13 protein-coding genes and 1 riboswitch are annotated in these 16,744 nt (G+C 67.5%); of the genes, 8 read left to right on the top strand and 5 right to left on the bottom strand.

All coding sequences use genetic code 11. The features are described from left to right. The first annotated feature begins 16 nt into the window (after positions 1 to 16). From AC5P8J_RS13775 to AC5P8J_RS13765, 3 genes are read left to right on the top strand one after another with little or no spacing between them, the layout of a single operon-like run. Positions 17 to 1,066, top strand: a complete 1,050-nt coding sequence (locus AC5P8J_RS13775) for a sensor histidine kinase (protein ID WP_134731240.1) — start codon at positions 17 to 19, stop codon at positions 1,064 to 1,066. Beyond that, positions 1,063 to 1,794: a LytR/AlgR family response regulator transcription factor gene (locus tag AC5P8J_RS13770; RefSeq protein ID WP_134731242.1), complete on the top strand. Its 732-nt coding sequence runs from the start codon at positions 1,063 to 1,065 to the stop codon at positions 1,792 to 1,794. The genes AC5P8J_RS13775 and AC5P8J_RS13770 overlap by 4 nt, the downstream gene beginning before the upstream one ends. A 51-nt stretch (positions 1,795 to 1,845) precedes the next feature. Beyond that, positions 1,846 to 2,403 carry a DUF3228 family protein gene (locus AC5P8J_RS13765; RefSeq protein ID WP_134731244.1) on the top strand — a complete coding sequence of 186 codons (558 nt, stop codon included), beginning with the start codon at positions 1,846 to 1,848 and terminating at the stop codon, positions 2,401 to 2,403. 75 nt (positions 2,404 to 2,478) lie between these two features. Here AC5P8J_RS13765 and AC5P8J_RS13760 read toward each other — a convergent pair whose 3' ends face one another. The 3 genes from AC5P8J_RS13760 to ahcY all read right to left on the bottom strand — a co-directional run bounded on the left by AC5P8J_RS13760 (position 2,479) and on the right by ahcY (position 5,080). Continuing rightward, positions 2,479 to 2,964: a hypothetical protein gene (locus AC5P8J_RS13760; protein WP_134731246.1), complete on the bottom strand. Its 486-nt coding sequence runs from the start codon at positions 2,962 to 2,964 to the stop codon at positions 2,479 to 2,481. Further along, a complete protein-coding gene (gene ybaK / locus AC5P8J_RS13755; protein ID WP_134731248.1) occupies positions 2,964 to 3,437 on the bottom strand; it encodes a Cys-tRNA(Pro) deacylase in 474 nt (157 codons plus the stop codon). Before ybaK ends, AC5P8J_RS13760 begins: the two co-directional genes overlap by 1 nt. Before the next feature lie 197 nt (positions 3,438 to 3,634). Further along, a complete protein-coding gene (gene ahcY, locus AC5P8J_RS13750) occupies positions 3,635 to 5,080 on the bottom strand; it encodes an adenosylhomocysteinase (RefSeq protein ID WP_019661087.1) in 1,446 nt (481 codons plus the stop codon). A 36-nt stretch (positions 5,081 to 5,116) separates the two neighbouring features. Continuing rightward, positions 5,117 to 5,200: riboswitch (S-adenosyl-L-homocysteine riboswitch) on the bottom strand. Positions 5,201 to 5,320: 120 nt separating this feature from the next. On the opposite strand from ahcY, the gene AC5P8J_RS13745 reads away from it, so the two are divergent. Further along, positions 5,321 to 7,837 carry a S9 family peptidase gene (locus AC5P8J_RS13745; RefSeq protein ID WP_134731250.1) on the top strand — a complete coding sequence of 839 codons (2,517 nt, stop codon included), beginning with the start codon at positions 5,321 to 5,323 and terminating at the stop codon, positions 7,835 to 7,837. Between the two features lie 237 nt (positions 7,838 to 8,074). Beyond that, positions 8,075 to 10,786, top strand: coding sequence for a phosphoenolpyruvate carboxylase (ppc, locus tag AC5P8J_RS13740; RefSeq protein WP_134731301.1), 2,712 nt, complete (start codon positions 8,075 to 8,077; stop codon positions 10,784 to 10,786). A gap of 67 nt (positions 10,787 to 10,853) precedes the next feature. Here the strand turns inward: ppc and AC5P8J_RS13735 are convergent, their stop codons facing one another. Continuing rightward, positions 10,854 to 11,360, bottom strand: a complete 507-nt coding sequence (locus tag AC5P8J_RS13735; protein ID WP_019661090.1) for an acyl-CoA thioesterase — start codon at positions 11,358 to 11,360, stop codon at positions 10,854 to 10,856. A 140-nt stretch (positions 11,361 to 11,500) separates the two neighbouring features. Beyond that, positions 11,501 to 12,712, bottom strand: coding sequence for a methionine adenosyltransferase (gene metK, locus AC5P8J_RS13730; RefSeq protein ID WP_494540263.1), 1,212 nt, complete (start codon positions 12,710 to 12,712; stop codon positions 11,501 to 11,503). A gap of 326 nt (positions 12,713 to 13,038) precedes the next feature. Here metK and olsF point away from each other — a divergent pair, with 326 nt between their 5' ends. From olsF to AC5P8J_RS13715, 3 genes are all read left to right on the top strand, one after another. Beyond that, positions 13,039 to 14,754, top strand: a complete 1,716-nt coding sequence (gene olsF, locus AC5P8J_RS13725) for a bifunctional ornithine lipid synthase OlsF (RefSeq protein ID WP_043398002.1) — start codon at positions 13,039 to 13,041, stop codon at positions 14,752 to 14,754. Continuing rightward, positions 14,751 to 15,551, top strand: coding sequence for a UDP-2,3-diacylglucosamine diphosphatase (locus AC5P8J_RS13720; protein ID WP_019338088.1), 801 nt, complete (start codon positions 14,751 to 14,753; stop codon positions 15,549 to 15,551). The genes olsF and AC5P8J_RS13720 overlap by 4 nt, the downstream gene beginning before the upstream one ends. Before the next feature lie 119 nt (positions 15,552 to 15,670). Next, positions 15,671 to 16,717: a metal-dependent hydrolase gene (locus AC5P8J_RS13715; RefSeq protein WP_494540266.1), complete on the top strand. Its 1,047-nt coding sequence runs from the start codon at positions 15,671 to 15,673 to the stop codon at positions 16,715 to 16,717. Positions 16,718 to 16,744: the final 27 nt, after the last annotated feature.

Genomic DNA, 16,744 nt, shown 5'->3' with positions numbered 1-16,744 from the left:
CTCGCCGAGAGCCCGCATGGACGCCACCACCTCATCCCGCCGTTTCTGGACGCTCAATGCATTGGCATGGGCGGGTTATGCGATGTACGGGCTGTGGGCGGGGATGCGGATCGGCGGCGGCGTGGTGTTCAGCGGCATCGTGTTGATCACCGTCAGCGTGGCCGCCTGCCTGTGGCTGTGCAGCGGCATGCTGCGCGCGGTGGCGCTGCGCCAGCGCTGGTGGGAGGGGAGCCTGGGCAGCCTGGTGTTGAAATTGGCCGCCGGTGTGGTGGCCGGTGCCAGCGTCGCACAGGCGATGACGGCGGCGCTGCTGCTGCCGGCGCTGGCACTGGGCTGGGTGCAGCTGCCCGGTGGCCACGCGGATTACCGATGGTCTTCGCTGCTGGTGTACTGGATGAACACCGCGCTGTTCCTGCTGATGTGGACCGGCCTGTGGGCCGGCCTGCACGGTCTGCGCCGGGCGCGCCACAGTGAACTGGCCCGGCTGCGAGCCGAAGCCGAACGCAGCGCACTGGAGCGCGATGCACTGCGCGCACGGCTCAACCCGCACTTCATGTTCAATGCGCTGAACAACCTGCGCGCGCTGATCCTGGAAGATCCCGAGCGGGCCCGCGACATGGTCACCCGCCTGTCGCGCACGCTGCGGCAGGCGCTGGCGAACAACCGCAGCGAGCAGGTCACGCTGGCCGAGGAACTGGCGGTCGTGGACGACTACCTGGCCATCGAGGCAGTCCACTTCGAACAGCGCCTGCAGGTGAACCGGCAGATCGATGCCGACGCCCTGCAGGCACAGCTGCCGGCGATGGCGCTGCAGCTGCTGGTGGAAAACGCGATCAAGCATGGCATCGCCAGCCGCCCGGGCGGCGGCGGGATAGAGATCCGGGCCACGCTGGACAATGACGTACTGCGCCTGCAGGTGGACAATCCGCTGGGCGGCGCCAACGAGCCCACCCATGGCCATGGCGTCGGCCTTGCCTACCTGCGTGCGCAGCTTGGCACGCAGGGGAGTTTCATGTTGCAGCCGGTCGGCGACCGCATGCAGGCCCTGCTGGAGATTCCGCAATGAGTGCCATGCTGCGTGTGTTGATCGTTGATGATGCACGGCTGGCGCGCCAGGAGCTGCGCACGCTGTTGTCGGCGCTGCCGTGGGTGCAGTGCGTGGGCGAGGCCGACGATGTGCCCGCTGCACGCGAGGCGATCGCCACACTGGCCCCGGACCTGGTGCTGCTGGATGTACAGATGCCCTCCGGCAGCGGCTTCGATGTGCTGGATGGGTTGGAGGCGGTGCCGGCGGTGGTGTTCGTTACTGCCTACGACACCTACGCGGTGCGCGCCTTCCAGGCCAATGCGCTGGACTATCTGGTGAAGCCGGTCGAGGCGCCGCGCTTGCTGGAAGCGTTGCAGCGGGCGCGCCAGCGCGAGGTGGTGGCGGGCGAAACGCCGGAGCCGCGCAGCACGCTGGGCGCGCAGGACCAGGTGTTCGTGCGCGAGGGCGAACGCTGCTGGTTCGTCGCGGTCTCGGAGATCCGTCGGCTGGTGGTGGATGGCAACTACACACGGCTATGGTTCCGCGACCAGAACGCCCTGCTGACCCGCAGCCTGAGCGCGCTGGAAGCACGCCTGCCGCCGGAGTTGTTCTTCCGCGCCAACCGCAACACGCTGGTCAACCTGCGCCGCATTCGTGGCGTGACGCCCAGCATTGCAGATGGCTACGACCTGACGCTGGACGACGGCAGCGAGGTGGAGGTATCGCGGCGGCAGGCACGTGAACTGCGCGAGCGGATGGCGTTGTAGGGGCTGCCAGCGGTTACCCTGTGCAGCAGAACTCCTGATCACACCTGCGCCATGTCCATCGTCCTCACCGATTTCGCCCGTCCCCGCCTGTTCCCGCGCGTGCCGCGTGGCAACACCATCCAGGACTGCACCGCCGAGCAGTTCGAGGCACATCTCAATGCGCATGCGCCACTGAAGGTACTCGACGGCTACGCCCCGTTCTGCAAGCTGTTCGTCTACGAGAACTGGACCAGCACGCGCTGCCTGACGGTGCCGGTCACCGAGGCCAACCGCCACCTGCTGCGCAGTGGTTACGAAGCGCGCAACCGCGAGGAATTGCCGGTGCTGGTGCGTTGGTTCGAGGGCGTGGAATCGCCGCGTGCGAACTACCTGGTGGTGATCCTGTACAGCGCCGAGCAGCTGGCCAGGGAAGGTTCGCCGATCGAGGCCGACTGGGGCATCGTCGGCTGCATCTACACCGCCGAACCGGAAGAGGTGCCAATGGCGCCGATCACGATGATGCGCAATGCGCTGGGCGTGGAGGAGGGCGGCTCCGGCGTGCCGCTGGACCGTGAGGCGTACCGGCGTTCTGTCGAGTTCTGGGAGAACAACGCGAACTGGCGGCCGTGAGCAATATTTGCCATCCACGCATCGCGTGAATGTGCGGACCGCAGTAGAGCCACGCCATGCGTGGCTGCTTGGCCTTCAGGCAGCTTTCCATTCCCACCACGGGTAATGGTACTCGCGGTCGATGGCCTGCCAATGCTGGCCGCATTGCGTGCAGGCAACGGTGTGGCAATCGCCCCAACCATCCTCGGCCTCCTGCAACGAGAGCAGCTGCATCTGCCCTTGTTCGATCAGGCGACGCGGATCGAAGAACGGGTAGCCGGGGTTGAGCGCACACAGGCATCCCTTACGCGCCTGCCAGTAGCGTAGCCGTTGCAGGCCCGCCTTGAGGTGTGCCTGGTTGCTGATCAGCATGCCGCCCAGGGCGATGCCCTCGCAGCTGCGTTCGATCAGGTCGACATGTGTGGCCAACGTGTCCAACGATGAGGCACTGAACAGCCGTGCGACGCTACGTGCGGCATCGGTGATGCGCGTTGCGTCGCGCGACAGCAGGTCCTGCAACAGCACATCGGCCTGTGCATCGTCGAGACGGGGAATCGGTGCTGCAGACCACGGCCAGCGCATCAGCGAGACTTGCCGATGGCAGCGTAGTGGCCGGCGGTGAGGCGCAGCAGGTCAGCCGGAGCCAGTTCCACTTCCAGGCCGCGGCGACCGGCGCTGACATGCAGCGCGGGCAATGCCTGAGCGCTGGCATCCAGGAAGGTGCGCAGGCGTTTCTTCTGCCCGAGCGGGCTGATGCCACCGACCAGGTAACCGGTCGCGCGCTGCGCGGCGTCAGCAGCAGCCATCTCGCACTTCTTGCAGTCGGCCGCTTCGGCCAGTGCCTTCAGGTCCAGCTGGCCGGCCACCGGTACGATCGCCACCAGCAGTTCGTGTGTCTCGGTGCTGGCCAGCAGGGTCTTGAACACCTGGGCTGGATCGAGGCCGAGCTTGTCCACGGCTTCGCCGCCATAGGATTCGGCGTGGGCGTCGTGCACGTAGCTGCGCACGGTGTGGGCGATCTTCTCGCGCTTGAGCAGGTTGATGGCCGGGGTCATGGCTGCATCGTAGCGCGCGCTGGGCGCGTTGCCTTGACCGAAGCTACTGCCGGAGCATCCACGCATGGCGTGGATCTACCAGTGGGGATTGGATGCGGGGTGTACGACCACACGCCAACGCAGAACGGGCGCCCGAAGGCGCCCGTCCGTGTCGCATGCACCGGTAGTGCCGGCCGCTGTCCGGCACCCTGCAGGCATCAGTAGCGATAGTGGTCCGGCTTGAACGGGCCTTCCACCGGCACGCCGATGTAGTCGGCCTGTTCCTGGGTCAGGGTGGTGAGCTTTACGCCGATCTTTTCCAGGTGCAGGCGCGCCACTTCCTCGTCCAGCTTCTTCGGCAGCAGGTAGACCTTCTTCTCGTAGCTGTCCTTGTTCGCCCACAGGTCGATCTGCGCCAAGGTCTGGTTGGCGAAGCTGTTGGACATCACGAAGCTCGGGTGGCCGGTGGCGCAGCCCAGGTTCACCAAGCGGCCTTCGGCCAGCAGGAAGATCGCGTTGCCGTTCGGGAAGATGTACTTGTCCACCTGCGGCTTGATGTTGACGTGCTTGATGCCCGGGTAGGACACCAGTGCGTCGACCTGGATCTCGTTGTCGAAGTGGCCGATGTTGCAGACGATGGCCTGGTCCTTCATCGCGCTCAGGTGCTCGATGCGGATGATGTCGCGGTTGCCGGTGGTGGTGACGTACAGGTCGGCACGGCCCAAGGTCGATTCGATGGTGTTGACCTCATAGCCTTCCATCGCCGCCTGCAGGGCGCAGATCGGGTCGATCTCGGTGACGATCACGCGCGCACCGTAGGCACGCAGCGAGGCCGCGCAGCCCTTGCCGACGTCGCCGTAGCCGCAGACCACGGCCACCTTGCCGGCCAGCATCACGTCCATCGCGCGCTTCAGGCCGTCGGCCAGCGACTCGCGGCAGCCGTACAGGTTGTCGAACTTGCTCTTGGTGACCGAGTCGTTGACGTTGATCGCCGGGATCAGCAGGGTGCCGGCCTGGGCCAGCTGGTACAGGCGGTGCACGCCGGTGGTGGTCTCCTCGGAGACACCCTTCCAGTCCTTGACCACGCGGCCCCAGTAACCGGGGCGCTCCTTGGCCACGCGCTTGAGCAGGTTCTTGATGACCTGTTCTTCGTGCGAGGCGGAGGCGGTGTTGACCCAGTCGCTGCCGTTTTCCAGCTCGTAGCCCTTGTGGATCAGCAGGGTCACGTCACCGCCGTCGTCCACGACCAGCTCCGGGCCGGTCAGGGTGCCATCGGCCAGGGTGAAGGTCAGCGCGTCCAGGGTGCAGTCCCAGTACTCTTCCAGGGTCTCGCCCTTCCAGGCAAACACCGGGGTGCCGGTGGCGGCAATGGCGGCGGCCGCGTGGTCCTGGGTCGAGAAGATGTTGCACGAGGCCCAGCGCACGTCGGCGCCGATGTCCTTCAGGGTCTCGATCAGCACGGCGGTCTGGATGGTCATGTGCAACGAGCCGGTCACGCGCACGCCCTTCAGCGGCAGCTCGGCCTGGTACTTGCGGCGGATCGACATCAGGCCCGGCATTTCGTGCTCGGCGATGTCCAGTTCCTTGCGGCCCCAGTCGGCCAGCGTGATATCGCGGATCTTGTAGTCACCTTCGGTGGAGAAGGTCTTGGCAACAGCGTTCATTCGTGTGCTCCGGTTGTGGGCGAGCGGATGCTCGCATCTAGCCGGGCGCCGTTGTTACAAAGCCACCTTACCGAGCCTGGCCGGGCCTCGTGGGATCCGGTCGCAGCGCCCCTCGGCAGGGGAGAACCCCCATTATATCGCGGCCCCGGCGTGACATCCGGATGACCCAACCATCGGCAGATGGGGCCGCGTGCACGGCCTGTTAAGGTCGGTGTTTTCACGCATCACACAGGTGGAACGATGAGCATGCACGCGCGCCGTACGCGGCGGTGGACCGGCCTGGTCCTGTCGATGGGGCTGCTGGCGGTGGCCCCGCTGGCCTGGGCGGCCGCCTCGCAGCCAGCTCCGGCGCAGGCGCAGGGCGTCAATGGCTACGAACTGCCATCGGCCGCACTGCAGGCAGTGGTCGACGCCCCGCGCGCGCCGTCGCTGTTCCTGTCGCCGCGCCGCGACGTGGCCGCGATGATGCAGATGCCGTCGCTGCCGTCGATCCAGGTGGTGGCGCAGCCGGAACTGAAGCTGGCTGGCCTGCGCATCAACCCGCGCACGTTCTCCGACAGCCGCTTCAGCTTCGGCGAGAAGCTGTGGCTGATGAACGTGGCCGACGGCAAGGAGCGGCAGATCAGCGGCCTGCCGGCCAAGCTGTCGATCGCCAGTGTGATGTGGTCGCCGGACCAGAAGTGGCTTGCCTTCAACCAGGTCGACGCTGCCAGTGGCGCCAATGAACTGTGGCTGGTGGACGTGGCCGGCGGCAGTGCCCGCCGCCTGGTTGCCGGCCTGAACACGGTGATCGGCAGCGGCTACCAGTGGCTGCCGGACAGCCGCGGCCTGGTGGTGTTCACCCGCCCGGCCAACCTCGGTGCGGCCCCGCCCGCCGATGGCATTCCGACCGGCCCGGCCGTGCAGCAGACCAGCCAGGGCGGCGGCGTGGTGTCGATCCGTACCTACCAGGACCTGCTGAAGAACGAGGCCGACGCACGCCAGTTCGACTACTACGCCACTACCCAGCCAATGGAAGTCGGCCTGGATGGCAGCACCCGCGCGATCGGCGCGGCCGGCATCTTCATGGGCTTCTCGGTGTCGCCGGATGGCCGCTTCGTGCTGCGCCAGCCGGTGCAGCGCCCGTACTCCTACGTGGTGCCGGTGAGCAGTTTCCCGCGCCGCATTGAAGTGATCGACCGTGCCAGCGGCAAGCTGGTGCACACCGTCGCCGTTCGCCCGCTGGTGGAAGGGCTGCCGACCGGCAACGATGCCGAAGTGACCGGCGTGCGCGACATCAGCTGGCGCGGTGATGCCGACGCCACCCTCGTCTGGGCCGAAGCGCAGGACGGCGGCGACCCGAACAGGGACGCCAAGGTGCGCGATGCGGTGCTGATGCAGGCCGCGCCGTTCGACAAACCGCCGGTCACCCTGGCCCAGCTTGGCAGCCGCCTGGCCGGCATCAGCTGGGGCCGCGGTGACCTGGCCCTGCTGACCGAATCGTGGTGGAAGACCCGCAGGACCAAGACCTGGCTGATCGCCCCGGACAACGCCGGTGCCGAGCCGCGCCTGCTGTGGGATCGTGACGCGCAGGACCGCTATGCCGATCCGGGCCGGCCGCTGCTGGCCAGTGACGAGCGGGGTCGTTCGCTGCTGCAGACCAGCCCCGATGGCAGCAGCCTGTACCTGGCCGGTGCCGGTGCTTCGCCGGAAGGCGACCGTCCGTTCGTGGACCGCTTCGACATCGCCACGGGCAAGGCAACGCGCCTGTTCCACTCGCAGGCGCCGAGCTATTCGCTGCCGGTGGCGTTGCTGGACGACCAGGCCAGCTCGCTGCTGCTGAGCCGCGAGAGCCCGGATGAGCCGGCCAACTTCTACGTGCAGTCGCTGGCCGATGCCGGTGCGGCACCGCGCGCGCTGACCCATTTCGCGCACCCGCTGCCGCAGTTGAAGGGCGTGCAGAAGGAGCAGATCCGCTACAAGCGCAAGGATGGGGTCGACCTGACCGCGACCCTGCTGCTGCCGCCGGGCTACGACCCCAAGCGGGACGGCCCACGGCCGCTGCTGATGTGGGCCTACCCGGGTGAGTTCAAGAGCGCGGCTGCGGCCAGCCAGGTGACCGATTCGCCGTACCGCTTCAACGCGGTCAGCTACTGGGGCCCGCAGGCGTTCCTGGCCAAGGGCTATGTGGTGCTGGCCAGCCCGTCGATGCCGATCATCGGTGAGGGCGACAAGGAGCCGAACGACACCTACATCGAACAGCTGGTGGCCAACGCGCAGGCAGCGGTGGATGAGGTGGTGCGCCGTGGCGTGACCGATCGCGATCACATCGCCATCGGCGGCCATTCCTACGGTGCGTTCATGACCGCCAACCTGCTGGCACACACCCGCCTGTTCAAGGCCGGCATCGCCCGCAGCGGCGCCTACAACCGCACGCTCACCCCGTTCGGCTTCCAGGCCGAGGAACGCAACTACTGGCAGGCACAGGAGGTCTACCAGAAGATGGCGCCTTTCAACTACGCCGACAGGATCAAGGATCCGATCCTCTTCATCCACGGCGTGGACGACAACAACTCCGGCACCTTCCCCATCCAGAGCGAGCGCATGTTCGCCGCGGTGAAGGGCCTGGGCGGCACCGCGCGGCTGGTGATGCTGCCCAACGAATCGCATGCCTACCGCGCACGCGAATCGATCATGACCATGCTGGCCGAGAGCGAGCGCTGGCTGGAGCAGACCATTGGCCCGGCCGAGCAGGGCAAGGCGAAGAAGAAGCGCTGATACGTGCATGAGGGTGGCCGCTGCAACAGCGGCCGCCTGTGCGGCTGCGCCGCCGCCCGAGCATGGGCTCGGGCGCTACACGGTGTCACGCGCCATGACGCTTGTAGAGCCGAGCCCATGCTCGGCTGCGTCCGCCATGGATACGTGCAGATGAAACCATTTTTGCATCGCAGCACGCTGCCCGTTCTGGTTTAGGCTTGGGACCTGGATCCGTTGACCGAGGCCTGTGCGTCGCCGATGAACGAGTACCGCAGCAGCATCGAGTTTGCTTCTCCCGATCTTCCGCTTCGCGATGACGTGCGCCGGCTCGGCGCGCTGGTCGGCGACCTGCTGGTTGAACAGGTCTCCGCCGCGTTTCTCGACGATGTCGAAGACGTGCGCACCCGCGCCATCGCCCGCCGCGAGAACCAGGCGGCGTTGTCCGAGCTGGCCGAAGGGCTGGCCGGGCGCACGCCGCAGCAGGCCGAGACCATGGTGCGGGCGTTCAGCACCTATTTCCAGGTGGTCAACATCGCCGAGCGCGTGCATCGCATCCGCCGCCGCCGTGACTACCAGCGTGCCGGTACCGCAGGGGCGCAGCCCGATGGCCTGCAGGATGCGCTGCAGCACCTGAAGGCGCAGGGCGTGACGCTGGACGAGCTGGCGCAATGGCTGCCGCGCATCGACATCGAACCGGTGTTTACCGCGCACCCGACCGAAGCGGTGCGCCGCGCGCTGCTGGAGAAAGAGCAGCTGATGGTGGCCAGCCTGGTCGACAACCTTGATGGCCAGCGCACGCCGGGGGAAGCGGCCGCCGATGCCGCGCGCTTCCGCATGGCGCTGACCGCTTCGTGGCAGACCACCGATTCCTCGCCGGTGCGGCCCACCGTGGACGACGAGCGCGAGCACGTCGGCTTTTATCTGGTACAGGTGCTGTACCGGGTGATCCCGGTGCTGTACGAATCGCTGCAGCAGGCGCTGCGCGATACCTTCGGCGAAGAACTGCCGCTGCCGCGCCTGCTGCGCTTCGGCACCTGGGTGGGCGGCGACATGGACGGCAACCCGAACGTGGATGCCACCACCATCCGCAACACGCTGGATGCACAGCGGCAGGCAGTGCTGGGGCGCTACCAGAAGGAACTGCTGCAGCTGGCCAGCCTGCTCAGCCAGTCTACCGAGCGAGTGGGCGTGAGTGATGCGTTGCAGGCACGCGTGGCGCAGTACCAGCAGCTGCTGCCGCAGGTGCAGTCGCGCCCGCGCCATGCCGACATGCCGTACCGCCTGCTCAACGACCGCATGCGCGCACGCCTGCAGGCCACGCTGGATGATGGCAGCGGCGCCTACGCCGGCCCCGCCGAACTGATCGACGATCTGCAGCTGATCCTCGACAGCCTGCGCGCCAATCGCGGCGAACATGCCGGCGGCTTTGCCGTGCAGCGTCTGCTGTGGCGGGTGAAGACGTTCGGCTTCCATCTGGCGCGGCTGGATGTGCGCCAGGAATCGAGCGTGCATGCGCGTGCGCTGGCCACGGTGCTGGGCAGTGACGTAGCGTGGGACGATCTCGATGCCGTGGGGCGTGCGCGCCTGCTGGCGCCGCATGCGAGTGGTGACACGCCGTTGCCGAAGGGCGACGACGAAGGCAACCAGCGGCTGGATGCGGTGTTTGCCGCGCTGGCTGATGCACGCGCACGCCATGGCGGCGATGCACTGGGCAGTTACATCATTTCGATGGCGCACGACCGCAGCGACGTGCTGGCGGTACTGGCGCTGGCGCGGCGTGGTGGCCTGGTCGACGCCGATGACACGGTGCCGCTGGACATCGCGCCGCTGTTTGAAACCGTGGATGACCTCAAGCGCGGCACCGCCACGCTGCGCGACCTGCTGGACGACCCGGTGTATCGCACCCATCTGCGCGCGCGCGGCGACGTGCAGATGGTGATGCTCGGCTACTCGGACAGCAGCAAGGACGGTGGCATCGCCGCCTCGCGCTGGGGCCTGCAGCGCGCGCAGGTGGAACTGCTGGAGGTGGCGGCCGAGGCGGGCATCCGCCTGACCTTCTTCCATGGCCGTGGCGGCTCGATCAGCCGTGGCGGTGGGAAGACCACGCACGCGGTGGATGCTTCACCGCGCGGCAGCATCGATGGCCGCCTGCGGGTGACCGAGCAGGGCGAAGTGATCCATCGCAAATATGGCATCCGCGCGCTGGCCCTGCGCTCGCTGGAACAGGCCACCGGTGCGGTGCTGCGCGCCAGCCTGCGCCCGCGTGCCGCCGAGCCGCGCGAGGATGCGTGGCGGCCGGTGATGGACGCGGTGTCATCGGCCAGCAGCGAGGTGTATCGCGCCTTTGTTGGCCAGGCCGGCTTCATGGACTACTTCCGTACCGCCACACCCATCGACGTGATCGAGCGGATGACGCTGGGCTCGCGTCCTTCGCGCCGGCTCGGCCAGGATGCGGCACTGGGCAACCTGCGTGCGATTCCCTGGGTGTTTGCCTGGAGCCAGGCGCGTGCCGTCATTCCCGGCTGGTACGGCGTGGGCAGCGGCCTGCAGGCGGCGGTGGACGCTGGCCATGAAGAGACCCTGCGCGAAATGGCGCGTGACTGGCCGTTCTTCCGCACCTTCCTGGACGACATCGCGATGGTGCTGTCCAAGGGCGATATCACCATCGCCGAGCAGTTCTCGCTGTTGTCTGGCGACCTGCACGGGCGCTTCTTCCCGCAGGTACAGCGCGAACTGGAACTTACCCGGCACTGGCTGCTGGCGCTGATGGACCAGAAGACGCTGCTGGACCATGATGCGCGGCTGGCGCTGTCGATCCGCCTGCGCAATCCCTACGTCGATCCGATCAGCGTGCTGCAGGTGGATCTGCTGCAGCGCTGGCGGGCCAGCGGGCGCGAGGATGATGAGCTGCTGCGCGCGCTGGTGGCGTGCGTGAACGGAGTTTCGCAGGGGGTGCAGAACACGGGTTGATGCGTATCCGCCGGGCATGGCCCGGCGCTACCTGCCTCGGTGGGTGCGGGGCGTGCCCCGCACACGCTCACTCCTCCGGCGACGGAGGATTCGATGCCAGCAGTTCCAGGTGGCGCTGTTCCATTTCCTGGCGCAGTTGGCGGCGGATCAGCGCTGCGGCCTGGCGGCGCTTCTCGTCCGAGGTGACCGGCTGCAATGTTGGCACCGGCGTCGGCCGGCCTTCCTCATCCACGGCCACCATCGTGAAGAAACAGCTGTTGGCGTGGCGCACGCTGCGCTTGAGGATGTCTTCGGCCACCACCTTGATGCCGATCTCCATCGACGAGGTGCCGGTATGGTTCACCGAGGCCAGGAAGGTGACCAGCTCGCCCACCGCGATGGGCTGGCGGAACATCACCTGGTCCACCGACAGGGTGACCACATAGCTGCCGGCGTAGCGGCTGGCACAGGCATAGGCGACCTGGTCGAGCAGCCTCAGGATCGCGCCACCGTGGACCTTGCCGGAGAAATTGGCCATGTCCGGCGACATCAGCACGGTCATGGACAGCTGGTGGGTTTTCAGTTCGGTCGACATGGGCCGATTGTATCGGCGTGGCGTAGCTCTTGTAGAGCCGAGCCCATGCTCGGCTGCTCTTGTGGCAGGAAAAAGAAAGCCGAGCATGGGCTCGGCTCTACAGAAAGCAGAAGGGCCGCGTGAGCGGCCCTTCGTGTTTCTTACTTCAGCTTCGCATCGGCGCGCAGGGCGGCGGCGCGATCGGTCTTCTCCCAGGAGAAGGCCGTGGCGTTGACGCTCTCGCCTTCGCCGTTGAGGTAGCTGAACTCCTTCGGCTTGCGGCCGAAGTGACCATAGGCCGCGGTCTGCTGGTACATCGGGTGCACCAGGTCCAGCATCTTGATGATGCCGTACGGGCGCAGGTCGAAGTGCTTGCGGATCAGCTTCTCGATCTTGTCGTCGCTGATCTTGCCGGTGCCGAAGGTGGTGACCGAGATCGAGGTCGGCTCAGCCACGCCGATGGCGTAGGAGACCTGCACTTCGCAACGGTCGGCCAGGCCGGCGGCAACCACGTTCTTGGCGACGTAGCGGGCCGCGTAGGCTGCCGAACGGTCGACCTTGGACGGGTCCTTGCCGGAGAAGGCGCCACCACCGTGACGGGCCCAGCCGCCGTAGGTGTCGACGATGATCTTGCGGCCGGTCAGGCCGCAGTCGCCCACCGGGCCACCGATCTCGAACTTGCCGGTCGGGTTGATGTGGAACTTGGTGCCCTTGTGCAGCCACTTGGCCGGCAGCACCGGCTTGATGATCTCTTCGCGGACGGCCTCGATGAGGTCCTTCTGCTTGATGCCCGGGGCATGCTGGGTCGACAGGACCACGGCGTCGATGGCCGAGACCACGCCGTTTTCATAGCGCAGGGTGACCTGGCTCTTGGCGTCCGGGCGCAGCCACGACAGCGGCGAGTTCTTCTTCTTGCGGATCTTGGCCTGCTGCTCGACCAGGCGGTGCGACAGGTGGATCGCGGCCGGCATGTAGCTGTCGGTCTCGTTGGTGGCATAGCCGAACATCAGGCCCTGGTCGCCAGCGCCCATTTCTTCCGGCTTCTTGCGGTCCACGCCCTGGGCGATGTGCGGCGACTGCTTGCCGATCAGGTTCAGCACGCCGCAGGTGGCGCCGTCGAAGCCGACGTCGGAGCTGTCGTAGCCGATGTCCGTGATGACCTTGCGGGTCAGTGCTTCCAGGTCGATCCAGGCGCTGGTGGTGATTTCACCGGCCACGATGGCAACACCGGTCTTGACCATGGTCTCGCAGGCCACGCGGGCGCGCTGGTCCTGGGTCAGGATCGCGTCCAGCACCGCATCGGAGATCTGGTCGGCAACCTTGTCCGGATGGCCTTCGGAGACCGACTCGGAGGTGAAGAGATAGCTGGACATCAGGCGTAATATCCCTTGATTCGGATGGAAAGATGGGCGCGAATGATACACGGGGTGCGCCGCCTGTGCATTGTGAACCGGTACCGGTTGCCGGTGGTTAAGCCCGCGTAGGCCTGGCAAGGGCCGTCGTGACGGGATTGGGCCCGGCCTCGAGGCCCAGTGTTCCACCAGCGTGACGACGGACGGCGCTGTCCAACCCCGGACCGCGCAGGCCGCGACCCTGCCAGGCCGGCCGTCATCGTTCTGCCCCGAAACCGCCATCTGGCTGCCGCCTGCCGGGCGCAGGCTGTCGGCCAATCCGGCCGCCGGGCATGAGTGGATCCGCCATGCAGGAACTCGAACAGCGTCTCCAGCAACGCTTCCCCGATTGGTTCCACGGCCGCCGGGGCCAACTGGCACGGCCGTTGCTGCGCAGTGTCGGCCGCTGGTCGCGCCTGGACCAGATCGAAGCGTTCCTGCAGCGCAGTGCAGGATTGCGCGGATTCGGCTTCGTCGCCGCCGCCCTGGAGTTCATCGATGGCCAGTACCAGGTGGATCCGGCCGCGCTGGCGAAGATTCCCGCCACCGGCCGCCTGCTGATCGTCGCCAACCACCCCTCGGGGGCGCTGGACGCCCTCGCACTGCTGGACGCGGTCGGCCGCATCCGTCGTGACGTGCGGATCGTGGCCAACGATCTGTTGGGGGCCATCGCGCCACTGCAGGACCTGCTGTTGCCGGTGCGCATCCTTGGCGGCAAGGCCCAGCGCGGCAGTCTGCACGCGGTGGAGGAGGCGCTGGCCGCCGAGCAGTGCGTGATCGTGTTCCCGGCAGGTGAGGTCTCGCGCCTGTCGCTGCGCGGCATCCGCGATGGCCGCTGGCAGCGCGGGTTCGTCCGCTTTGCCCGTGCCGCCGGTGCGCCGGTGCTGCCGGTGCGCGTGGAAGCACGCAATTCGGCACTGTTCTACGGCGCCTCGACCCTGTTCAAGCCGGCTGGCACGGCGCTGCTGGCGCGCGAGATGTTCACCCGCCGTGGCCGCCCGCTGCGCCTGAGCATCGGCGAGCCAATGCAGCTGGGCAAAGGCGGCGACCCGGGCGCACAGCTGCTGGCGGTACGCCGCGCGCTCTATGCGCTGGGCCGCAATGGCACAGCCGGTATTGCCGCTGCCTGCGCAGGTCCGGAGCCGCTGGCTGCCCCGGTGCCGCCCTCGCAGGTCGCCGCAGGGATTGCCGCAGCGACCCAGCTGGGCCAGACCGCCGATGGCAAGCAGATCCTGCTGGCCACCTGTACCGCTGATTCACCGCTGCTGCTGGAGCTGGGCCGCCTGCGCGAACTGACGTTCCGCCAGGTGGGCGAGGGTACCGGGCGCAGCCGCGACCTGGACGACTACGACCTGCGGTACGAGCACATCGTGATCTGGGACGCGGCCGCGCAGCGCATCGCCGGCGCGTACCGGATCATGCGCGGCGCCCATGCGCTGGCCCGGCACGGCCTGTCCGGGCTCTACAGTGCGTCGCTGTTCCGCTATTCCGACGATGCCATCACCCACATCGCCGAGGGCCTGGAACTGGGCCGCAGCTTCGTGGTGCCCGATTACTGGGGCAGCCGCAGCCTGGATTACCTGTGGCAGGGCATCGGCGCCTACCTGCAGTGCCGGCCGGGTATCCGCTACCTGTTCGGCGCCGTGTCGATCAGCGCGGCGCTGCCACGCGATGCGCGCGAGCAGCTGGTGGCGTACTACCAGCGCTATTACAGCGGTACTGCTGGCCTGGTCGAATCGAACCGCCCGTTCCAGTACTTCGCCGCGCCGCCCAGTTTCGGCGAGCTGGATGCAGGCGCCGCGTTCGATGTGCTCAAGGCCAACCTGGCCGCACTCGGCACCGGCGTGCCCACGTTGTACCGCCAGTACACCGATCTGTGTGAACCCGGTGGCGCGCGCTTCCTCGCCTTCGGCGTGGACCCGGACTTCAGCGATTCGATCGACGGCCTGATCGAAGTGGACCTGTGTGCGATCCGGCCGAACAAGCGCAAACGCTACCTGCGCGACGCGGGGACGCCGGCATGAGCGCGCTGGCGAACCTGTCGCCGCACCGGCGCGCAGTGTTCGTCTCCGATGTACATCTGGGTTCACGTCACTGCCATGCCACCGAGCTGGCACGGTTCCTCTCGCAGCTGCGCTGCGAACGGTTGTATCTGGTCGGCGACATCATCGACCTGTGGTGGATGGCGCACCGCCGGGCCAACTGGCGGCAGTCACACAGCGAAGTCATCCAGGCCCTGCACGCGTTGCGCCGTGCCGGGACCGAGATCGTCTACATCCCCGGCAACCACGATGCTTCGCTGCGCCAGGTTTGCGGGTTGATGCTGCCGGCGATGCAGGTGCGCCGCCGCGCCATCCACGTGACCGCCGATGGCCGCCGGCTGCTGGTCGCGCATGGGGACGAGTACGACGGCGTGACCCACTTCGGCGGCCTGCAGGAGAAATTCGGCGATTGGCTGTACTACCGCATCCTGACCGGCAACCAGGCGTTGAACGCGGTGCGGCGCCTGCTGGGGATGCGCTACTGGTCATTGTCTGAATTCCTGAAGAAGCGCAGCGGCGCCGCCGAACGCTACATCGAACGCTTCGTGCAGGCCGGGCTGGACGATGTCCGCCGTCGCGGACTGGATGGCATCATCTGTGGCCACATCCACCGCGCTGCGTTGATTGAACGCGATGGCCTGGTCTACGCGAACGACGGCGACTGGGTGGAAAGCCTGACCGCGCTGGCCGAAGACCACGATGGCGCGCTGCGCCTGCTGGACCACAACGGCCAGACGCTGGTGGAGCTGCCGGGCGCGCGCCTGTCGCAGGCGGCGTAACCCGCGTCTGTCCCCATGTAGAGCCGAGCCCATGCTCGGCTGCTCTTCATTGCGTGTAACGGCAGCCGAGCATGGGCTCGGCTCTACATGCACCGCCCGCAAGCCGCTAGCATCGGTCCATGGATTCCCTGACCCAGATCGTGCTCGGCGGCGCCGTCGCCGCTGCCATCGCTCCGCCCGGCCAGCGCCGCGCGGCCCTGTTGGCCGGTGCCGCGCTCGGCACCCTGCCGGACCTCGATGCCCTGTGGCTTGGCTTCACCGCCGCCGACCCCGTGGCGAACATGATCGGGCACCGCAGCTTCAGTCATTCGCTGCTGGTGCTGCCCTGGGTGGCAGCGCTGATCTGGTGGCTGTTCAAGCGCTTCGGCAACGGCCGCGTTGCGCAGTCACCGGTGCGCTGGTTCTGGGCGATCCAGCTGGCACTGGTCACCCATCCGCTGTTGGATGCATTCACCGTTTACGGCACCCAGTTGTGGTGGCCGTTGCGGCCACAGCCGACCATGGGCTCCAGCGTCTTCATCATCGATCCCGGCTACACGGTGTGGCTGCTGCTGGGCTGCGTGCTGGCCTGGTTTGGCCGCGCCCGCCCCTGGGCTGGCAAGGTGCTGGGTGTGGCGTTGCTGGCCAGCAGTGCCTATCTGGGCTGGGGCCTGATCGCCAAGGCCCAGGTCGACCGTGCTGCCCAGCAGAGCCTGGCGGCGATGGGCCTGGGCGATGCCCCGCGCTTCTCGGTGCCGATGCCGTTCAACACCCTGCTGTGGCGGGTGGTGGCGATGACGCCGAACGGCTACGTGGTGGGCGACCGCTCGCTGGTGGCCGACCATGGGCCGATGCAGTTCGAAGGCCACGCGTCCAACGTGCAGGCACTGCGCGAAGCAGGGGGCATCCCGGCGGTGCAGCAGCTGACCTGGTTCAACCGTGGCTTCATGCGTGCGCAGGTGATGGACGGCCGGCTGGTGCTGAGCGACCTGCGCATGGGCCTGGAGCCGGACTACACCTTCAACTTCGCCGTAGCCGAGCAGGTCGACGGGCAGTGGCGGCCAATCACGCCCGAGCAGCTGCGGGCGGATTACAGCAGTCCCGCCGCGCGCGCTGATGCCGGGCGCCGGCTGGCGGCGATGTGGCAGCGGATCTGGCATGCGCCCGTAGTCGGCGCTGTCGAGTAGATCCACGCCATGCGTGGATGCGGGAGC

It is taken from the genome of Stenotrophomonas sp. YJH_SMC_37, assembly GCF_059370035.1.
This window is presented reverse-complemented; position numbering and strand designations above follow the sequence as displayed.

What these genes read in the sequence shown, in the direction of transcription:
- AC5P8J_RS13775 (WP_134731240.1), top strand. Translation starts at nt 17, where the DNA reads ATGGACGCCACCACCTCATCCCGCCGTTTCTGGACGCTCAATGCATTG.
- AC5P8J_RS13715 (WP_494540266.1), top strand. Translation starts at nt 15,671, where the DNA reads ATGGATTCCCTGACCCAGATCGTGCTCGGCGGCGCCGTCGCCGCTGCC.
- AC5P8J_RS13770 (WP_134731242.1), top strand. Translation starts at nt 1,063, where the DNA reads ATGAGTGCCATGCTGCGTGTGTTGATCGTTGATGATGCACGGCTGGCG.
- AC5P8J_RS13735 (WP_019661090.1), bottom strand. Translation starts at nt 11,360, where the DNA reads ATGTCGACCGAACTGAAAACCCACCAGCTGTCCATGACCGTGCTGATG.
- metK (WP_494540263.1), bottom strand. Translation starts at nt 12,712, where the DNA reads ATGTCCAGCTATCTCTTCACCTCCGAGTCGGTCTCCGAAGGCCATCCG.
- ybaK (WP_134731248.1), bottom strand. Translation starts at nt 3,437, where the DNA reads ATGACCCCGGCCATCAACCTGCTCAAGCGCGAGAAGATCGCCCACACC.
- ahcY (WP_019661087.1), bottom strand. Translation starts at nt 5,080, where the DNA reads ATGAACGCTGTTGCCAAGACCTTCTCCACCGAAGGTGACTACAAGATC.
- AC5P8J_RS13760 (WP_134731246.1), bottom strand. Translation starts at nt 2,964, where the DNA reads ATGCGCTGGCCGTGGTCTGCAGCACCGATTCCCCGTCTCGACGATGCA.
- AC5P8J_RS13745 (WP_134731250.1), top strand. Translation starts at nt 5,321, where the DNA reads ATGAGCATGCACGCGCGCCGTACGCGGCGGTGGACCGGCCTGGTCCTG.
- ppc (WP_134731301.1), top strand. Translation starts at nt 8,075, where the DNA reads ATGAACGAGTACCGCAGCAGCATCGAGTTTGCTTCTCCCGATCTTCCG.
- AC5P8J_RS13720 (WP_019338088.1), top strand. Translation starts at nt 14,751, where the DNA reads ATGAGCGCGCTGGCGAACCTGTCGCCGCACCGGCGCGCAGTGTTCGTC.
- AC5P8J_RS13765 (WP_134731244.1), top strand. Translation starts at nt 1,846, where the DNA reads ATGTCCATCGTCCTCACCGATTTCGCCCGTCCCCGCCTGTTCCCGCGC.
- olsF (WP_043398002.1), top strand. Translation starts at nt 13,039, where the DNA reads ATGCAGGAACTCGAACAGCGTCTCCAGCAACGCTTCCCCGATTGGTTC.